Source organism: Agrobacterium sp. 22-226-1, from assembly GCF_053522345.1.
In genome coordinates this window covers 1-17,955 of record NZ_JBNWCP010000013.1, presented here as the reverse complement: position 1 = coordinate 17,955, position 17,955 = coordinate 1, and the positions used below count along the sequence as shown (strand labels likewise).

The following is a 17,955-nucleotide window of genomic DNA, read 5'->3' as shown; positions in this document are numbered from 1 at the left end:
GCTTATCTCTCGTCTGGTAAGTGTGTTTCAACGCGAAAGGCGTCGAGGAGTTCCGGATGATTTTTGATGCGGCGAGGCTTGCCTTCCACAATCTCTTTGCCGCCGAAACCCGGTCAGTCTTCTGGAAGGTTCTGGGGCTCACGCTTCTCGTGCTTGCGGCGCTGTGGTTCGCCATCCGCTCGATCTTCATTTATTTCGCCTTGCCGCGGGTGGATACGCTGATCCCCGGCGTGCCGGACTGGGCGGGCTGGTTGACCTTCGTTTTCGCCATTTTCGCCGGCATCGGGCTGGCGCTGGCGCTCGCGCTGCTCATTTCGCCGGTCACCGCCGTCATTGCCGGCCTGTTTCTCGACGATGTCGCCGAAGTGGTTGAGAAAAAGAGCTACCCGAGCGATCCGCCGGGCAAGGCGATGCCGGTCGGCGAGGCCGTTCTGTCGTCCATCAAGTTCTTCGGTGTCGTCATTGCCGGCAACCTTGTTGCGCTGTTGCTGCTTCTGGTGCCGGGTATCAATCTCATCGCGTTTTTTCTGGTGAACGGTTATCTGCTCGGCCGGGAATTCTTCGAATTCGCGGCGATGCGTTTCCGCTCGCCCGTCGAAGCGAGGTTGTTCCGCTCAAAACACCGCACCACCGTCTTCATGGCCGGGCTGGTGATAGCGGCCTTCCTGGCGGTGCCGTTCCTCAACCTGTTAACGCCGCTTTTTGCCGCCTCGATGATGGTGCATCTGCACAAAGCCGTCAGCCGGCGCGATCCCTCATTCGCCGCTGGCCGCACCGAACAGCTGCGCGGGTAATTCCACCAGCGGCGCTGGAATATCGAAGGTCTTTTCCGGCGATTTGCAGATATCGGCGATCACGCAGCGTTCGCATTCCGGCTTGCGCGCCTTGCAGCAGTAACGCCCATGCAGGATCAGCCAGTGATGGGCATGGAACAGATATTGTTCGGGAATGATGCGGATCAGCCGGTCTTCAACCTCGTCAGGGGTTTTGCCCGGCGCAAGACAGAGCCGGTTGGCAATGCGGAAGACGTGTGTATCCACCGCAAGCGTGGGCACGCCGAAGGCCATGGACATCACCACATTGGCCGTCTTGCGGCCCACACCCGGCAGCGTCACCAGTTCCTCGCGGGTTTTCGGCACCTCGCCGCCAAAATTGTCGATCAGCATCTGCGACAGGGCAATGACGTTTTTCGCCTTGTTGCGGTAAAGCCCGATGGTCTTGATATAACCGATCAGTTCTTCCTCGCCGAGCGCCAGCATCTTTTCCGGCGTATCGGCCACCTTGAACAGCGCGCGCGTGGCCCGGTTCACGCCCACATCGGTCGCCTGTGCGGAAAGCGCCACGGCCACCAGCAGGGTGAAGGGATTGGTATGTTCCAGCTCGCCTTTCGGCTCCGGCCGCTGAATGGAAAAGCGCCGGAAGATCTCGGTGAGCTCGTCCTTGGAATAGGCCGTTTTCACCCGCGCCGGCTTGCGCGCGGATGCCGGATTTGACTTTTTCAATGTTTGGGTGCTGGATCGTTTTTTGGCGACTGTCATGGACTATCTATAGCCAGCCCGCCCTGAGGAAAGCAACGTGGATACGCTCAACGACCAGCCGATTTTCGCGGCGGAACTCGTGCCGCACCGTTCGCTTGGCAGAAGGGGTTTCCGGCTGCTCCTGCTTTTCTCCGGCCTGGCCTGCCTTGTCTATGGCGGCTTTTTCCTCGCCACCGGGGCATGGCCGGTCGGCCTGTTCTTCGGGCTGGATTTCCTGCTTCTTTATGCCGCCTTCCGCGCCAATTACCGGGCGGCGAAGGCGCGGGAAGAGGTCAGCGTCTCGCGCACCAGCCTGTCGATCCGCAAATTTTCTCCCGCCGGGCGGATGGTGGAGCATCGCTTCAATCCCTTCTGGGCGCGCTTCAGGGTGAGGCGGCATGACGAGATCGGCATTGTCTCCATGCATGTGACGGGTGAAGGCCGGGCGACCGATATCGGTTCGTTTCTCAACCCGGATGACCGCGAAAGTTTCGCCAAGGCGTTTGGCGGCGCGCTGGCGACTGTGCGGCGGCGGATGTGAGGGGATCAGGAAGTTGTCGTGGCGCGGTGGTCTCCTTCCCTCATCCCTGTGCTTGTCACAGCCAGCCCAAGTCTTTAGGCTGAAAAGAGTCCCTCGCCACGCGGACGCGTGTATGCTGGATTCCTGTGACAAGCACAGGAATGAGGGTGCGTGGGTGTTCCGGCTAACGAACATTCCTTGCGTATCGTGATGCCGCGCAAGAAACGGGTGGAGACGAAGTCGCTTTAATGATTTTCTCTTACCCGTTAGGAGATTTGCGATGAACGCCAATATTACGCTGAACGAAGACATCACCCCCATCGGATCGGATTACGACACGGTGCGCGGGGTTATCGAGCTTTTGACGCTGGATTATCGCGAGCAACCCTCCCTCGAAGCCATTGCCGCAGAGCTCGGCCAGTCGCCGACGCAATTGCAGAAGACCTTCACCCGCTGGGCCGGCCTTTCGCCCAAGGCATTCCTGCAGGCCGTAACGCTCGATCATGCCAAGAGGCTGTTGCGCGAAGAGGATTTGCCGCTGCTGGAAACCTCCATCGAGGTCGGCATGTCTGGCCCCGGACGCCTGCACGATCTGTTCGTCACCCATGAGGCCATGTCACCCGGCGAATGGAAGGCCAAGGGCGGTGGGCTGACGATCCGTTACGGTTTCCACACCTCGCCCTTCGGTCTTGCGCTGGTCATGGTGACAGATCGTGGCCTTGCCGGCTGCGCCTTCGCCGATCCGGGCGAGGAAAGGGCCTGTTTCGAGGACATGGCCGGCCGCTGGCCGAATGCCGATTATGTCGAGGATCGCGAAGCGACTGCGCCCTACGCCGCCCGCATCTTCGATCCATGCATGTGGTCGGCAGACAGGCCGCTGCGCGTCGTGCTGCTCGGCACGGATTTTCAGGTGCGGGTCTGGGAAAGCCTCCTGAAAATTCCGATGGGCCGCGCGGTTACCTATTCGCACATCGCCTGCGATATCGGCCAGCCTACCGCCTCCCGCGCCGTGGGTGCGGCGGTCGGCGCCAACCCGGTCTCCTTCGTCGTTCCCTGCCATCGCGCCGTGGGGAAAAGCGGGGCTCTGACGGGGTATCACTGGGGCCTGACCCGCAAGCGGGCGATGCTCGGCTGGGAAACGGGGAAGGTGTGAGTTTGGTCTCCCTCATTCCTGTGCTTGCCACAGGGATCCAGTCAGCCCAAGTCCTTGGGCTGAAAAGACTCTTCCCGTCGCGCAGACGCGCACCGACTGGATTCCTGTGACAAGCACAGGAATGAGGGAGAGCCTAAACCGACTGACGAAGCCTAAACCAGCTCCATCAACGCTCGTGCCGCCGCCTCGTCTGTAATCAGCGTATTGCACCCGATCCGCTTGATCGTGGCGCGGATGGCGATGGCGCGGTGGGCGCCGCCGGAGGCCAGCACGATGTGTTTGGCCTTGCGCAGCGTATCGAGATCGATTGCCATGGCGCGCTGGTTGATCGGGTGATCGACCGAGCGGCCTTCGGCATCGATGAAATTGAACATGGTATCGCAGACGCAGCCGGCATCGATGAGTTCCTGCAGCGTCGCCTTCGAAATGAAGCCTTCCGACAGCGAGGTCGAATGCGGCCCGATATCGCCGCAGGAGACGATGGCGAGATCGAGCGTTTCGGCGAGATCATAAAGCGTCGCTAGCCCGCATTTTTCGATCAGCGCCCGTTTGGTCTCGACGGAATCCACCAGCAGCGGCGCGAGGAACATGTAACATTCCGCTCCGAGCGCGCTTGCCAGCCGCCAGGTGTAATCGAGCGGGTTGGTCTGGTGCACGGCGACGATGCCGCCGAGCAGCGAGACGACCTTGCAGTTTTCCCGGCGCGGCGGGCGAAAGCTGGAAAGCGAGGCGGTCATGGTGCGGCCCCAGCCGACGCCGATGGTGGCCTCGTTCGGCACCGCTTCTGAGAGGAATTGCCCGAGCGCCAGCCCGACGGCCTTGGCCGTGCCTTCGGCGTTCGCCTTATCCGGGGAAGGGATGATCACCGCCTCGTCCAGCCCGTAGGCCGCCTCCAGCCGGCCGGCCAGCTCGACGAAATCCTCAATGCCTTCGTTGATCCATATCTGCACTTCGGAGCGCTTCATCGCCTCGTCCAGAAGGCGGATGACGGTGGAGCGGCTGATGCCCAGTTTCTCGGCGACATCCTTCTGCGTCATGCCCTGATTATAATAGAGCCATGCGGCGCGCAGCCGCAGAGACGCCGCTTCCGAATAGGCCGTATGGGTTTCTCTTCTCAGTTTCGCCACGGTTTCCGCCATTCATTATTAGCGACCGAGTATCGCAGGCGTGAAACTTATGTCAATTGCGATGCGCAAATGTCTTGACTTTCGCGTCTTCGACTTGCGATAGTTGGAACCGACGAAACCGCGATTTCGGCCTTGGGCGCACCCCCGGTGCGGGAACGAAATGACGGCTGAGCAAGTTTTCAAGAGATCATGAAGGATCATCAGATATGACATCCAAACTCGAACAACTTCGCGCCATCACCACGGTCGTTGCAGATACCGGCGATATCGAGGCGGTTGCGCGCCTGAAGCCGGTGGATTGCACCACCAACCCTACCATCGTTCTCAAAGCGCTCGGCACACCGGCCTTTGCCGATGCGGTGAAGGAAGCCGTCGCATGGGGCAAGAAGCAGGGCGGCCAGTCCGACGCCGTGGTTGCCGCCGTTGCCGACCGTCTTGCCATTTCCGTGGGCGCAGCCCTTGCCGGCCTCGTTCCCGGCCGTGTGTCGACCGAAGTCGATGCCGACCTTTCCTTCGATACGCAAGCCTCCATCACCAAGGCGCGCCACATCATCGCCGCCTACAAGGAGCGCGGCATCGAGCGTGAACGCATCCTCATCAAGCTCGCCTCCACCTGGGAAGGCATCAAGGCTGCCGAGGTTCTCCAGTCCGAAGGCATCGATTGCAACCTGACCCTGCTGTTCTCGCAGGCACAGGCGATTGCCTGCGCCGAAGCCAAGGTCTTCCTCATCTCGCCCTTCGTCGGCCGTATTCTCGACTGGTACAAGAAGTCCACCGGTGAGACCTACACCGCCGAAACCGATCCGGGCGTCGTTTCGGTGCGCAGCATCTACAATTATTACAAGGCCAATGGCATCAGCACCGTCGTCATGGGCGCCTCCTTCCGCAATGTCGGCGAAATCGAAGCGCTGGCCGGTTGCGATCGCCTGACGATCAGCCCGGCGCTGCTGGAAGAGCTGGACAAGGACAGCGGCAAGCTGGAGCGCAAGCTTTCGCCTGACAATGTCAAGGCAGAGCCGCTGCAGTCGCTCGACGAGAAGGCATTCCGCTGGGCGCTCAACGAAGATGCGATGGCCACCGAGAAGCTCTCTGAAGGCATCCGCCTCTTCGCCAAGGATCTGGTGACGCTGCGCGAAATGGTCCGCAAGGAACTGACGCTGGCTGCGGCCTGATACAAAAAGGGGGAACCATCCACGTTCCCCCTGCGTTTAAGAGATATAAATCTCCAGTCACTCAAAACGCGATCGGGTCCCTGCCGGTCGCGTTTTTTTGTGCGCTTCAGAAATTTCCGTTTCCCGTCGCCACTTCGGAAATCCGCTTTGCCGCCTCGCGGATCAGCGCTTCACAGGCCTCGCGTGTCGGGGCCTTGCCCCCAAGCGGGGTAATATAGGGGCAGGTGATGACGGCAAGCGCCGTGCCGTCCAGCGTCAGCACCGGGGCGGAAATATTGCGCACGCCGGCGGTCTGAAGGCTGTCCATGGATTCGAGACCGTTTTTGCGCACCTCCGCCAGCCGCCCGGCAAGGTCCGGCGGCACGGTTTCGCCGCTGCCGCGCACCTGTTCGGTTATCATGATCTGGCGCTGCGCTTCCGTCTGGAAGGCCAGAAGCACATGGCCGGAGCCGGTGTGGAACAGGCTCATCTGCGCGCCGACCCGCATGGACATTGCCCAATAGGTGGACGATTCCTGCTGGGCGATGACGACCACGCTGCCGCGATCATAAACCGCCAGATGACAGGCCTGCTCGGCGCTTGCCGAAAAATCGCGCATGACCGGTGCGGCGAAAGAAACCAGCCGGCGGATCGGCGCGTGGAAATGCGCCAGCCCGAACATTTTCAGCGTCAGTGAGAAGCGGTCTCCCTCAAGCCGCTGCACATAGCCTCGGCGCACCAGCCGGTCCAGCATGCGATAAAGCTCGTTCGGGCTTTTGCCGATAGACTTGGCGATCTCGATCTGGGTCAACCCGCCGTCGGTACGGGCCAAAAGTTCGAGAATGTCCAGACCCTTGTCGAGGGCGGGAGCGCGATATCTTTCGCTGTCGTCGTCAGTCATCTGGCCTCGAAGGTGTTTTGCGCGGTCGCCGGGTGGCAGCCTGAAAATATGGTTGCCCGATACCCGCCATCCACGCAAGTTTGCTTGACGTTATATGAATACCGCGTTTACATATGAATTGTCGATCCATATTTGAGATCATCGAAATTCAGCGACCTGAACCCTGATGGGCGGGCGCGCTATAGCGGGAGGCTATTCATGGTGCAGGATTTTAACGGCCGGACAGTGGTGATCACCGCCGCCGGTCAGGGTATCGGCCGGGCGGCGGCCGAGCGGTTCGTCTCGCTCGGTGCACGCGTCATCGCCACCGATATCAATGAGCAGGCGCTTTCGACGCTTAAAGGCGCGGAAACCCGGGTTCTGAACGTGCTCGATGGCGATGGCGTCAAGGATTTCGCCGCCGATATCGGCCATGCGGATGTGCTGTTCAACTGCGCCGGTTTCGTTCACTCCGGCACCATTCTCGATTGCGAAGAGAAGGACTGGGATTTCTCCTTCGATCTCAACGCCAAGGCCATGTATCGCACCTGCCGCGCCTTCCTGCCCGGCATGCTGGAAAAGGGCAAGGGCGCAATCGTCAACATGTCCTCCGTCGCTTCCAGTGTGAAGGGCGTACCGAACCGTTTCGCCTATACCGCCTCCAAGGCGGCCGTGGTGGGTCTGACCAAAGCCATCGCCGCCGATTTCGTCACCAAAGGCATTCGCTGCAACGCCATCTGCCCCGGCACGGTCGATAGCCCGTCCCTGCATGACCGCCTGCGCGCCACCGGCAATTACGAACAGGCGCTGGCCGATTTCATCGGCCGCCAACCGATGGGTCGTATCGCCACGCCGGAAGAAATCGCGGCACTCGTTACCTATCTCGCTTCGGACGAGGCAGGCTTCACCACCGGCCAGATTCACGTCATTGACGGCGGCTGGACGGGCTGAATCTTTCAATGGAGAGAGGAGAGGCGACCGGCGTGAAAACCGGTCGCCTTTTTTCATTCAGACGACGGCGCTTCCGGCCATCAGTGCAAGCACGAGGAAGACCAGGAAGATCACCACGGCGATGAAGAACAGGATTCGGGCCACGCCCGCCGCGGCTGCCGAAATGCCGGTAAAGCCAAATACGCCCGCGATCAAAGAGATAACAAAGAAAATAAGAGCCCACTTCAGCATGGCGCTTCCCCTTTTGCATAATTTCCCGAGCCCGCCGCCCCGCGACAGGCTCGGTAAAATGACGCGCAAAAGGCGAAAATGTTCCATACGCCCGCAAAAATCGTTATTTTAGAAGCCTGTTTCCCCTGCCGCATCGATCCGCCTCGCCTTCAAGGTGGTGCGGATGAAGGTGGCAACGAAAGCAAGGCTCATGAACATGACGATAGTGGGGGCCGGCGCGCTGTCGATGAGGAAGCTCAGCCATATGCCTGCCAGCGATGAGGTTATCGCCACCGCAATGGCCACCAGCAGCATGGCGGAAAACCGCCGGGTCAGCAGGAAGGCGATTGCGCCCGGCACGACCAGCATGGCGACCGAGAGGATGATACCTACCGCCTTCAGCGCCCCGACGACGGTGAGCGACAGGACCATCAGCAGACCGTAATGCAGGACACGCACCGGCAGGCCTATGGCTTTCGCATGCTGCGCATCGAAGGCGTTGACAAGTAGATCCTTGCGCAGAATGCCGAGAAACAGCGTGGCGAAAAGCGCAATCAGGCCCGTCTCCAGCATATCCGACGGCGCAATGCCCAGCATGTCGCCGAAGAGGATGTGGTCGAGATGCACATCGCTCTGCACTTTCACATACAGCACCAGCCCCAGCCCGAACATGCCGGAAAAGACGATGCCCAGCACCGTGTCCTCCTTGATGCGGCTGTTTTCCTTGATGAAACCGGTGCCGAGCGCGCAGATCATGCCGGCGATGAAGGCGCCGATGGAAAGCGGGATGTTGACGATATAGGCCAGCACCACACCGGGCAGCACGGCGTGGGAAACCGCATCGCCCATCAGCGACCAGCCCTTCAGCACCAGAAAACAGGAGAGCATCGCCATAGGCACCGCGATCATCAAAGTGATCACGAAGGCATATTGCATGAAAGGCAGCTGAAACGGCAGGATCGCGAGCTCGAGATAGTCGCTCATGGCGTTTCCTCCAGCGCCTTGCGGGCCTTGGCGCGGGAAGCAAGCAGGCCGTGCTTGGGCGCGAAAACGAAGGCAGCAAGGAATATCGCGGTCTGCAGCACAACGATAACGCCGCCGGTCGCACCGTCGAGGAAATAGCTGAGATAAGCGCCAACGAAGCTGGTGGCCGCGCCGATGATGAGGCTCATCAGGATCAGCCGTTCGAAACGGTCGGTCAGGAGATAGGCGGTAGCGCCCGGCGTCACCACCATGGCGACGACAAGGAAGGCCCCGACGGTCTGCAAGGCGGCAACCGTGGAGGCGGCCAGCAGGGTGAAGAAGATCACCTTCAGCACTTCCGGCTTCAGCCCCACGGTGCGGGCGTGGTTCTCATCGAAGAACACCACCATGAAGTCACGCCATTTCAGCGCCAGCACGATGAGGCTGATGCCGCCGATCAGCGCGAGCTGGATGGTGTCTTCGGCGGTGATCGCCAGAATATTGCCGAGCACAATGGTCTGGATATTCACCGAGGTGGGCGAGAGCGACACCATGAACAGGCCAAGCCCGAAAAACGAGGTGAAGATCAACCCGATGATCGCGTCTTCCTTCAACCGCGTCTTCTGGTTCAGGAACAGCATGGAACCGGCCGCAAGCCCGCCGGAAAGGAACGCGCCGAGCGAAAAGGGCAGGCCCAGCATATAGGCGCCCGCCACGCCCGGAACGATGGCGTGGGAAAGCGCATCGCCGATCAGCGACCAGCCCTTCAGCATCAGATAGGCTGAGAGAAAGCCGCAGACGCCGCCCACCAGTGCGCTGACCCAGATGGCGTTCAGCATGTAACCATAAGTGAAGGGCTCAAGAAGGCTGTTTATCATCGACTTTATCTTTCGGAGCCTCAGGATCGCGCCGGTTCTGGCCGTTCTTGCCGTAGATTACGAAAGGCCGCTCGTCATCGGTGATGACCTTCACCCGGCGCGGATCGGCGTCGTTATGCAGGTCTACCCCGCCCAGCACGAAGTGGCGCAGGCTGCCGCCGAAGGCTTTTTGCAGGTTCTCCTCGTTGAAGGTATCCGCCGTCTTGCCCGATGCCAGCACCGTGCCCTTGACGAAGACGGCGCGGTCACAGAATTCCGGCACGCTGCCGAGATTATGGGTGGAGACCAGCATGACGCGGCCCTCGTCGCGCAGCGCCTTCAAAAGTGCGACGATCTGCTCTTCCGTCGTTACGTCGACACCGGTAAAAGGCTCGTCCAGCAGGATCACCTGACCCTCCTGCGCCAGCGCGCGGGCCAGAAACACCCGCTTCTTCTGCCCGCCGGAGAGTTCGCCGATCTGGCGCTTGCGATAGTCCAGCATATTGACGCGTTTCAGCGCCTCTTCGACCATGTGATGGTCGCGTTTCGAGGGAATGCGCAGGAAATTCATGTGGCCGTAACGGCCCATCATCACCACATCCTCCACCAGCACCGGAAAGCTCCAGTCCACCTCCTCGGCCTGCGGCACATAAGCGACGAGGTTTTTCCTGAGCGCTTCCTTCACCGGCAGGTCGAAAATAGAGACGGAGCCGGCGGCCAGCGGCACGAAACCCATGATGGCCTTGAAAATCGTGGACTTGCCGGCGCCATTGACGCCGACAAGTGCAGTGATCGTTCCGCGGGGAATGGAAAAGCTGGCATTTCTTAATGCGGTGTGGCCGTTTCGATAGGTCACTGTCGCATTTTGAACCGTCAGGCCGCCGCCCGATTTTTTACTGCCCATTCTCATGAAGACAGCCCCTTGGCAATGGTTTCGCTGGTCACGCGCAAAAGGTCCAGATAGGTCGGAACGGGACCGTCCGCCTCGCTCAGCGAGTCCACATAGAGGATGCCGCCATAGGCCGCGCCGGTTTCCTTGGCCACCTGCTGGGCGGGATCGGCGGAAACCGTGCTTTCGCTGAAGATGACGTGGATATTGTGCTCGCGCATGGCGTCGATCACGCCGCGCACCTGCTGCGGTGTGCCCTGGCTGTCGGCATTGACCGGCCACAGGAACAGTTCCTTCAGGCCGAAATCGCGGGCGAGATAAGAAAACGCGCCTTCGCTCGTTACCAACCAGCGCTTGTTTTCCGGCAGAACGGAAAGCGTGTCGCGGATCGGCTGCACGGTGGCTCTGATCTTGTCCGAATAGGCCTTGGCATTGGCGGCATAGACATCGGCATGGGCGGGGTCGATCTCGGTCAGGCCCTTGCGGATATTTTCCACGTAGATCAAGGCGTTATCGGGCGACATCCAGGCGTGCGGATTGGGTTTTCCCTGATAGGCGCCGCCGCTGATCGCCATGGGTTCCACGCCGTCGCTCACCGTCACGCTTGGCACGCCGGAAAGGTTGGCCAGGAACTTTTCGAACCACAATTCCAGATTGAGGCCATTGCGAAGCACCAGATCGGCCTTGCGGGCTTTGAGAATATCGCGCGGCGTCGGCTGGTAGTTGTGAATTTCAGCGCCCGGCTTGGTAATGCTTTCCACTTCGGCCGCATCGCCCGCCACATTGCGCGCCATGTCGGCGATGATGGTGAAGGTCGTCACGACAGTCGGTTTTTCCTGAGCAAGGGCAGCGCCGGGCAGAAAAAGCGAAAAAGCGAAAATCGCGTGGCGGATTTTATGGAAGTTCACGGGGCTCACCAGATTTTGTTGCGATTAATTCGCAATACCATCTGTTATAAAATCACGCTTGTCAACGCTATTGCAAATCATTCGCAAATTAGTGCATTTCGCAAATGTCCGAAAATGGCGCGTTTTTGCCGGTGTTGCACCGGCGGGATTAAACTTTTTTCAATGAGAAAGCGGCACTATCGCAAGGCTCGGACAGCGTGGTCCGGAGCTTGTCCCGCGTGTGTTCCTCATCCTTCGAGCCACGTTTTGGGGTGAGGGCGTAAGACGGGGTACTTGATGTCAGGATGTTGCGGGTGAAAGCTGTATTCAGACGAATGCGGTTTTCGCGCAAGCTCGTTATGATTGGAGGCGGGATCCTGCTTTTGGCGGGTGCGACCGGCTCTGCTGCCGTGTTTATCGGCAGCGAGCGGCTGCTCGGCCCATCCTATGCCTCCACCAACGGGCTTTCCTGCGACGCGGTCCAGACGGTCAATATCCGCAAGAACGGTTCCCTATGGATCCGCAAATTCATTCGCACCCAGGGCGGTGACGGCACAGAGCGGCTGAAGACTGCGCTTCGTGTGGCAAGGGCGGTTTACGACAAGCAGAAACCCGATCTGGTTCAGGTCTCCGTGCTCGACAAGAACGGTCCGCAGCTGCGCTCGGAAATGCGTGGCCGTGCCATTGCCGCACAGGTGGTTTTCATTCCCGATCCGGCAAAAATTCCCGAAGGCGCGGATGCCCATCGTTATTCGGCCTTTTATTACGATGGCGCCGCCAATGCCAGCGGCCAGTTTTACGGCTTGCGTATCGATCTGCCGCTGGAAGATGCCGAGGCGCTGGCGGCAGGCCTCAGCGATTCGGCCGATTGTGCGACCCCGGCTCTGGATGCCGGTTCTGAAGGCCATGAAGGAAAACCCGCGAAAACTGCGACGGGACACGGCGAAACCAAAGATGACGGCACAGGCGGCCACGGCGGCGCGCCGGCGGAAGCCAACGAAGGCGGGGCTGCCCATGGCGAAACCCCGTCTCCCGAAGCGCATGGGGAACCGGCTGCCGACGAACTTCTGACCTCGACGCCGGAAGCCGATGGCGGCAGCATCTTCAGCCTGTCCTATCTGAAATCGCTGATCTTCGGCAAAGGCTCGACGACCGCACAGGCGGCGGAAGAAAAGCCGGCTGCCGAAAATGCGCCGGCGGAAGAACCCGGTGCGGAGAAAAAGGCCGCGAGCCACTAAGCGGGCGAGGTCGGTTTATCCCCGAACCCTTCCGGGGCTCGCATCTGACGTGTCAGATATCCGGCCCGATCCGCAGGCGGCCAGCCGGATTTGGAAATTTCTTCCGTTTGTTGACGATTGCCGGAGAGAAACTCTGCGACAGGGCGGCAAAGGCGGCAATGCGGGCGATCAGCTTTTCCCGATCACCCTTTGTCACGGCTTCGTAGCTCTTGACCTCGTCGATATAGCCCGTCAGCCAGTCTTGATATTTGCCTTCGTTCCACAGCCGCTCAGTCGCAAACACCGTGTCTTCCAGCCGATCATAGGCAACGAGCGTCCGTCGCCAGCGATGCTCGTCGAAATCCAGCGTGCCGTTGGCGAAGAGCGATCCGACCTCGAGGCCGTAACTCATCAGCTTCGCAGAGCGTTCCGGCGGCATGGTGAGGTTCAGCCCGCCTTCCTCTTCGTTAAGGAAAACGCGGGCGATGCGTTCTCTCTGGCCCGGCATGGTGGCGAGCGACTGATCCTGCCAGTCCTTCGCCGAGCTGAGGATGCTGCCGAGAAAGCCGCTCATTTTTTCCATCTTGTGAACGGGCACGCCGATCCCTTCACCCGCCGCCTGCGGGATCGTGACGCGCTTCATGCTGCCGGCGATGGATTTCGGCAATTCATCGAGGCTAAGCGCGAAAGTGGGACGCGACGGAAGCAGGGCATCGAAAAGATGAATGGGAAAGTTGCTGCTGATGCCGCCGTCGGAGAACCAGATTTTCGCCTTCATGACGGGCCGCGCTTTGCCACCGAGACGCTGCACGATATCCAGCGTGCCGCGATCGTTGGTATAGGCCGGAATGGCCTTGAACAGCACCGGGAAGCTCAGGCTCATGCGCGTTGCGATGATGACCGGCAACTGGGCGGGTTCCGGAAAAGCCTTGAGTTCGGGAAAGGGGCCGCCCGGTGTTGCGATCTGCTTCAGCCAGTTCATCACGGCCGCGGGAAAGAGCTGGCTCCATTCCGTCGGGTCGTAAGCCACCATGAGACTGGTGGTCGGAAGCGTATGCGGCCGCCGCATCGACAGGTTCGTCGTGACCATCTTCAGGTTGATGACCGGCTTCTCCGGCTCCGCACCGATGAGATCGCCGAAGGTGAGCGGCGGCGCGGTTGCGGCGTCGCTGCCGAAAGCGATGTCCTGGATCGATGCATGAAGCCATTCCGTCAGGCCCGGAACCTCGACATCGGAAACCGTCAGTCCCGAGCAGAAACCGAAGCCGTCCCTTGGCAACCGGTAGAAAACCAGCCACAGGATCTGGCCGAGGATGCCGGCCAGCATTCCCACCAGCCCGGCGAGAACCGACCCGGCCCAACCGTCGCCCAGAACCCACAGGGCGCCGGCGCCGATGACGATGCCAACTATGGCTGCCAGCGGAAAAGCCAGGAGCAAGCCCAAAACCTTGCCCGGCCAGCCGCCGGCCTGCGCCCATAGCAGGTAACGCATCAGCGGGCGAAAACGGCGCTGCGGCTGGAAAAGCCTGTCCAGAATAGTGGGTATCGTGTCGCAATGAGCCTGCAGGCGGGTGAAACCATCCGGATCGTTTCTGACCGTGCGGGAATATTCAGCCGCCGCCGCAAAGGCGGCGGCAATCGCCCCGGCCGATGTGCCGCCTATCGAGCGGAAGCGATACCGGCGCGCCAGTTCCAGAACGGCATAGGGATAAACGACGCCGGAGGTGATGCCGCCTTTCATCACCACGTCGCATTCCTTTTCAGGTGCGGCGAACATATCAGGCTGGTATTTGGGAAGCTCATTCTCGGGCATGCGTATCTCCCCCGGCGGCTCCTGATCGAAAGCCGTCAAACACAATGCGAATGATGGGGAATGGGTGTCACAAGTTGAGGCGATATCGCCAGTATATTCTACTGAAAGTTAAATAAACTTGCGCGATCCGTTCGCTGAAAGCCGGATGATTACTTGCGGGCGTCTATCTATGGAGGGGAAAACCGGCAGACAAACGGGCGAAACCTCGCCACACTCTCCGACGTCAAGAAAATACGCCCCTCCCCACCAGCGAGAAAATCGGGGCGCGGAAGGCGGCCGCAAGGCCGCCCCGGGTTTCGTCCTATCAGTCCGCCTTGTTGCGGCGGGCGGGGAAGAGGATGACGTCGCGGATCGACGGGGCGTTGGTGAGCAGCATGATCAGGCGGTCGACGCCGATGCCGAGGCCGCCGGCGGGCGGCATGCCCTGGTCGATGGCATCGAGGAACTCGTCGTCCAGCTGCTTGTCCTTTTCGCCGCGGGCGTGCGCCTGTTCCAGCTGTTCCACCATGCGGCGGCGCTGTTCTTCCGGATCGTTGAGTTCGGAGAAGGCGTTGCCCACTTCCCAGGCGTTGCAATAGCTTTCGAAACGCTCGACGAGGCGCGGCTCGCCCGGCACTTCCTTGGCGAAGGGCGAGATATCCTTCGGGAAATGCGTGACGTGGCTCGGCTGGATCAGCGTGCCTTCCACTTTTTCTTCAAAGATGAAGGCAAGGCATTCGCCCCAGGTCCAGTCCTTTTCGACAGCAAAACCGGCAGCCTTGGCGGCGGCGCGGGCTTCTTCGTCGGTCTTGATGGCAAGGAAGTCGATACCGGTTGCTTCCTTCACCGCCTCAGGCATCGGCACGCGCTTGAACGGACCCTTGAAGGAGATCGTCTGGCCCTGGAATTCCACTTCGGTGGTACCATGCAGGGCAATCGCCAGCGTCTCGAACAGCCGCTCCACGAGACCCATGATGTCTTCGTAGTCGGCATAGGCCCAGTAGCACTCCATCATGGTGAATTCAGGATTGTGCCTGGTGGAGACGCCTTCGTTGCGGAAGTTGCGGTTGATTTCGAACACCTTGTCAGTGAGGCCCGAAACCAGCGTGCGCTTCAGGAACAGTTCCGGCGCGATGCGCAGATACATGTCCATCTTCAGCGTGTTGTGGAAGGTCTTGAACGGATCGGCCGTCGCGCCGCCATAGATAGTCTGCAGCATCGGCGTTTCCACTTCGAGGAAGCCTTCGGCCTCCATGAAACGGCGAATGCCGGAGAGAATCTTCGAACGCTGCAGGAAGCGCAGCTTGGATTCCTCGTTGGAGAGGATGTCGAGGTGGCGCTTGCGGTAACGCAGCTCGATGTCGGAGACGCCGTGCCACTTCTCCGGCATCGGCAGCAGCGACTTCGTCAACATGGTGATTTCTTCGGCGTTGATCGTCAGCTCGCCGCGCTTGGTGCGACGCACCTTGCCGGTCACGCCGATGATGTCGCCGATATCGATCATCGGCAGCAGGTTGCGCGCCGCTTCCGGCGTCGTATCCTTGTGGGAGAAGATCTGCACCTTGCCGGATGCATCATGGATATCCATGAACATGCCGGAATTGCGAGAGGAATAAACGCGACCGGCCACCGTCACCGTATCGCCGGTTTCGACGTCGGCTTCGATATCGGCGTATTTTTCCGCCAGCTCCGCATTGGTCAGCGTGCGGTGGAAATGCGCCGGATAGACATCGCCGATTTGCTCGCGCAGCAGCGCGAGTTTCTGGCGGCGCACTTCGGTGGCGTCGGAGGAGAGGGCGGTGGTTTCGGTCGTCTTGTCGTTCATCGTATTCGCCTTCAGCGGCCTTGTTCGTTGCGGTTACCCTGTGCGCTCCGGGCTTACCCCCTCTGTCCTGCCGGACATCTCCCTTCAAGGGGGGAGATCAGATGCCGCGCCCGCCCGTTCCATGGGCAAGGTGTCAGCCGCTTGTCGATCTCCCCCTTGAGGGGGAGATGCCCGGCAGGGCAGAGGGGGTAAGCCCCAAGCAGAGGGGTATATTCAGAATGCTGCCGTCGCCGCCAGCACATAACTATCAGCTTCCGCTGCCCACCATCGTAGCCACGACGGCAATCGCGATCTTCAGGCGCTGGCGCACCACGGAGCGGCCAAGCAGCGCCATCGAGTCAAACAACGGCAGCGAGCGCGACGAGCCGGACATGGCCACAAACAGCGGCGGCGTCACGACGCGCAGCTTCTTGCCGGTGCGTTCGGCGACATCGCGCAGCTCCGCCTCGATCGCTTCCACATTCCAATCCGGCATCTTTTCCAGATCGGCGGCAACCGTGGTGAGGATTTCGTGGATTTCCTCGGGTTTGCTTTTGAGCCCGGCAAAGGAAGCCGGCGTCAGGCCGACATCGCTTGCCAGCAGGAAGCCGGCGAGGTTCGGCAATTCGCCGAGTCTTGAAATGCGGCTCTGGGCAAGCTTCAGGCCTTCGGTCAGGCGGGCATTTTCCATCGCCCATTCCAGCGTGCGGGAAATGAACTCCTCCGGCGAAAGCTTTTCGCGCAGCCAGCGGCCGTTCAGCCAGTCCAGCTTCTGGATGTCGAAGATGGCGCCGGCCTTGGACAGCGCTTCGGGGTCGAACTTCGCCGCCAGCTCGTCCATGGTCAGGAGCTCTTCGCCTTCGGCGATCTGGATGAAGAACAGGCCAAGGAAGTTCATCAGCGCTTCCGGCAGGTAACCGAGAGCGGAATAATAGGAGATCGAGGTCGGGTTCTTGCGCTTGGAAAGCTTCGACTTGTCGGCGTTGCGCATCAGCGAAAGATGCATGAACGTGGGCTGGTCCCAGCCGAAATAACGGTAAAGCAGAATGTGCTTGGGCACCGAAGCCAGCCACTCTTCGCCGCGCGCCACATGGGTGATCTTCATCAGATGGTCGTCGATGACGTTGGCCATGTGATAGGTCGGCATGCCGTCGGCCTTGATCAGCACCTGCATATCGACCGAATCCCACGGGATCGAGACATCGCCATAAACGCCGTCATGGAAATCGCACGAGCCTTCGGTCGGGATTTTCATGCGCACGACGTTGGCCTCGCCGGCGGCGACGCGGGCGGTGACTTCCTCGGCCTTCAGGTTGAGGCAGTGGCCATCGTATTTCGGCGGCTTGCCGGCGGCGCGCTGGGCTTCGCGCATTTCTTCCAGCCGCTCGGGCGTGCAGAAACAGCGGAAGGCATGGCCTTTTTCCAGAAGCTCTTCGGCATAGGGCCAATACATGGCCTTGCGCTCGGACTGGCGGTAGGGACCGTAAGGGCCGCCGACATCCGGGCCTTCCGACCAGGTCAGCCCGGTCCAGCGCAGGGCTTCCAGTACCTTCTGCTCATATTCGAGGGTCGAGCGGGTGGCGTCGGTATCCTCGATGCGCAGGATGAACTCGCCGCCATGTTTCTTGGCGAAGAGATAGTTGAACAGCGCGATATAGGCGGTGCCGACATGCGGCTCGCCGGTGGGGGAAGGTGCGATGCGGACGCGAACGCCGGAAGTGGTCATGAAATTCACTCGTCGTGACGTGGCAGTGACATCGGGGCGGTTTCACCCTTCTGTCACGATGTTTTCGTTTGGATGCGGCAGGAAATCATGTTGGAAGACGCAATGAAAGCGCCTTTTGCACATTCCCGTTCGGCTTCGGCTTAGGCCATATTCTGCCGCAGGCGTCAAGGAAATACGAAGCCCGCGCTGGTTCAGCGTCCCAGCTGAGAGTCCTAGGACGCGTCCCCATAAACGGGGTTCATGTGGCGAGCGGATTATGATTCACTCCCCTTGAAGGGAGATCGTCATGCGCCGTCACGAACTGAGCGACG

Annotated in this window: 17 protein-coding genes; 6 read left to right on the top strand and 11 right to left on the bottom strand. The window is 60.4% G+C overall.

Features of this window, described 5'->3' with window-relative positions:
• The first annotated feature begins 56 nt into the window (after window positions 1-56).
• Window positions 57-794: a sulfate transporter family protein gene (locus ACQZ5K_RS20020; RefSeq protein ID WP_448741193.1), complete on the top strand. Its 738-nt coding sequence runs from the start codon at window positions 57-59 to the stop codon at window positions 792-794.
• On the opposite strand, the gene nth is transcribed toward ACQZ5K_RS20020, so the two are convergent.
• On the bottom strand, window positions 756-1,538 hold the full coding sequence (gene nth / locus ACQZ5K_RS20015; protein ID WP_080853582.1) for an endonuclease III: 783 nt from the start codon (window positions 1,536-1,538) through the stop codon (window positions 756-758). The two genes, ACQZ5K_RS20020 and nth, sit on opposite strands and share 39 nt — an antisense overlap.
• A gap of 37 nt (window positions 1,539-1,575) precedes the next feature.
• Between nth and ACQZ5K_RS20010 the strand changes: the two genes are divergently transcribed.
• A complete protein-coding gene (locus tag ACQZ5K_RS20010; RefSeq protein ID WP_003523126.1) occupies window positions 1,576-2,058 on the top strand; it encodes a DUF2244 domain-containing protein in 483 nt (160 codons plus the stop codon).
• Window positions 2,059-2,317: 259 nt separating this feature from the next.
• Window positions 2,318-3,190 carry a methylated-DNA--[protein]-cysteine S-methyltransferase gene (locus tag ACQZ5K_RS20005; protein ID WP_448741192.1) on the top strand — a complete coding sequence of 291 codons (873 nt, stop codon included), beginning with the start codon at window positions 2,318-2,320 and terminating at the stop codon, window positions 3,188-3,190.
• Between the two features lie 152 nt (window positions 3,191-3,342).
• Here the strand turns inward: ACQZ5K_RS20005 and ACQZ5K_RS20000 are convergent, their stop codons facing one another.
• On the bottom strand, window positions 3,343-4,317 hold the full coding sequence (locus ACQZ5K_RS20000) for a sugar-binding transcriptional regulator (RefSeq protein ID WP_065656361.1): 975 nt from the start codon (window positions 4,315-4,317) through the stop codon (window positions 3,343-3,345).
• A 206-nt stretch (window positions 4,318-4,523) separates the two neighbouring features.
• On the opposite strand from ACQZ5K_RS20000, the gene tal reads away from it, so the two are divergent.
• Window positions 4,524-5,489 carry a transaldolase gene (tal, locus tag ACQZ5K_RS19995; RefSeq protein WP_065656345.1) on the top strand — a complete coding sequence of 322 codons (966 nt, stop codon included), beginning with the start codon at window positions 4,524-4,526 and terminating at the stop codon, window positions 5,487-5,489.
• Between the two features lie 106 nt (window positions 5,490-5,595).
• Here tal and ACQZ5K_RS19990 read toward each other — a convergent pair whose 3' ends face one another.
• Window positions 5,596-6,369, bottom strand: coding sequence for an IclR family transcriptional regulator (locus ACQZ5K_RS19990; protein WP_137005572.1), 774 nt, complete (start codon window positions 6,367-6,369; stop codon window positions 5,596-5,598).
• A 198-nt stretch (window positions 6,370-6,567) separates the two neighbouring features.
• Between ACQZ5K_RS19990 and ACQZ5K_RS19985 the strand changes: the two genes are divergently transcribed.
• Window positions 6,568-7,299 (top strand): SDR family oxidoreductase, encoded by a 732-nt coding sequence (locus tag ACQZ5K_RS19985; RefSeq protein WP_448741191.1) that lies wholly within the window; start codon window positions 6,568-6,570, stop codon window positions 7,297-7,299.
• Window positions 7,300-7,356: 57 nt separating this feature from the next.
• Here the strand turns inward: ACQZ5K_RS19985 and ACQZ5K_RS19980 are convergent, their stop codons facing one another.
• The 5 genes from ACQZ5K_RS19980 to ACQZ5K_RS19960 all read right to left on the bottom strand — a co-directional run bounded on the left by ACQZ5K_RS19980 (window position 7,357) and on the right by ACQZ5K_RS19960 (window position 11,126).
• Window positions 7,357-7,530, bottom strand: a complete 174-nt coding sequence (locus ACQZ5K_RS19980) for a DUF1328 domain-containing protein (RefSeq protein WP_003499086.1) — start codon at window positions 7,528-7,530, stop codon at window positions 7,357-7,359.
• A gap of 108 nt (window positions 7,531-7,638) precedes the next feature.
• Window positions 7,639-8,493 (bottom strand): metal ABC transporter permease, encoded by an 855-nt coding sequence (locus ACQZ5K_RS19975; protein ID WP_448741190.1) that lies wholly within the window; start codon window positions 8,491-8,493, stop codon window positions 7,639-7,641.
• On the bottom strand, window positions 8,490-9,350 hold the full coding sequence (locus ACQZ5K_RS19970) for a metal ABC transporter permease (protein WP_077985025.1): 861 nt from the start codon (window positions 9,348-9,350) through the stop codon (window positions 8,490-8,492). Before ACQZ5K_RS19970 ends, ACQZ5K_RS19975 begins: the two co-directional genes overlap by 4 nt.
• Window positions 9,331-10,239, bottom strand: a complete 909-nt coding sequence (locus ACQZ5K_RS19965; protein ID WP_448741189.1) for a manganese/iron ABC transporter ATP-binding protein — start codon at window positions 10,237-10,239, stop codon at window positions 9,331-9,333. Before ACQZ5K_RS19965 ends, ACQZ5K_RS19970 begins: the two co-directional genes overlap by 20 nt.
• On the bottom strand, window positions 10,236-11,126 hold the full coding sequence (locus ACQZ5K_RS19960; RefSeq protein WP_162927615.1) for a metal ABC transporter substrate-binding protein: 891 nt from the start codon (window positions 11,124-11,126) through the stop codon (window positions 10,236-10,238). The genes ACQZ5K_RS19965 and ACQZ5K_RS19960 overlap by 4 nt, the downstream gene beginning before the upstream one ends.
• 314 nt (window positions 11,127-11,440) lie before the next feature.
• Here ACQZ5K_RS19960 and ACQZ5K_RS19955 point away from each other — a divergent pair, with 314 nt between their 5' ends.
• Window positions 11,441-12,343: a hypothetical protein gene (locus ACQZ5K_RS19955; protein ID WP_448741267.1), complete on the top strand. Its 903-nt coding sequence runs from the start codon at window positions 11,441-11,443 to the stop codon at window positions 12,341-12,343.
• Between the two features lie 52 nt (window positions 12,344-12,395).
• Here the strand turns inward: ACQZ5K_RS19955 and ACQZ5K_RS19950 are convergent, their stop codons facing one another.
• The 3 genes from ACQZ5K_RS19950 to gltX all read right to left on the bottom strand — a co-directional run bounded on the left by ACQZ5K_RS19950 (window position 12,396) and on the right by gltX (window position 17,644).
• Complete coding sequence (locus tag ACQZ5K_RS19950; protein ID WP_448741188.1) at window positions 12,396-14,135, bottom strand: patatin-like phospholipase family protein; 1,740 nt, start codon at window positions 14,133-14,135, stop codon at window positions 12,396-12,398.
• A 304-nt stretch (window positions 14,136-14,439) separates the two neighbouring features.
• Window positions 14,440-15,939: a lysine--tRNA ligase gene (lysS, locus tag ACQZ5K_RS19945; RefSeq protein WP_174040420.1), complete on the bottom strand. Its 1,500-nt coding sequence runs from the start codon at window positions 15,937-15,939 to the stop codon at window positions 14,440-14,442.
• Between the two features lie 247 nt (window positions 15,940-16,186).
• Window positions 16,187-17,644: a glutamate--tRNA ligase gene (gene gltX / locus ACQZ5K_RS19940; RefSeq protein ID WP_448741187.1), complete on the bottom strand. Its 1,458-nt coding sequence runs from the start codon at window positions 17,642-17,644 to the stop codon at window positions 16,187-16,189.
• Between the last annotated feature and the right edge of the window lie 311 nt (window positions 17,645-17,955).

Coding starts and splice junctions, on each gene's coding strand:
- lysS (WP_174040420.1), bottom strand. CDS start 15,939: ATGAACGACAAGACGACCGAAACCACCGCCCTCTCCTCCGACGCCACC.
- ACQZ5K_RS19990 (WP_137005572.1), bottom strand. CDS start 6,369: ATGACTGACGACGACAGCGAAAGATATCGCGCTCCCGCCCTCGACAAG.
- ACQZ5K_RS19950 (WP_448741188.1), bottom strand. CDS start 14,135: ATGCCCGAGAATGAGCTTCCCAAATACCAGCCTGATATGTTCGCCGCA.
- tal (WP_065656345.1), top strand. CDS start 4,524: ATGACATCCAAACTCGAACAACTTCGCGCCATCACCACGGTCGTTGCA.
- ACQZ5K_RS19955 (WP_448741267.1), top strand. CDS start 11,441: ATGCGGTTTTCGCGCAAGCTCGTTATGATTGGAGGCGGGATCCTGCTT.
- ACQZ5K_RS19965 (WP_448741189.1), bottom strand. CDS start 10,239: ATGAGAATGGGCAGTAAAAAATCGGGCGGCGGCCTGACGGTTCAAAAT.
- ACQZ5K_RS19975 (WP_448741190.1), bottom strand. CDS start 8,493: ATGAGCGACTATCTCGAGCTCGCGATCCTGCCGTTTCAGCTGCCTTTC.
- ACQZ5K_RS19985 (WP_448741191.1), top strand. CDS start 6,568: ATGGTGCAGGATTTTAACGGCCGGACAGTGGTGATCACCGCCGCCGGT.
- nth (WP_080853582.1), bottom strand. CDS start 1,538: ATGACAGTCGCCAAAAAACGATCCAGCACCCAAACATTGAAAAAGTCA.
- ACQZ5K_RS20005 (WP_448741192.1), top strand. CDS start 2,318: ATGAACGCCAATATTACGCTGAACGAAGACATCACCCCCATCGGATCG.
- gltX (WP_448741187.1), bottom strand. CDS start 17,644: ATGACCACTTCCGGCGTTCGCGTCCGCATCGCACCTTCCCCCACCGGC.
- ACQZ5K_RS19980 (WP_003499086.1), bottom strand. CDS start 7,530: ATGCTGAAGTGGGCTCTTATTTTCTTTGTTATCTCTTTGATCGCGGGC.
- ACQZ5K_RS19970 (WP_077985025.1), bottom strand. CDS start 9,350: ATGATAAACAGCCTTCTTGAGCCCTTCACTTATGGTTACATGCTGAAC.
- ACQZ5K_RS20020 (WP_448741193.1), top strand. CDS start 57: ATGATTTTTGATGCGGCGAGGCTTGCCTTCCACAATCTCTTTGCCGCC.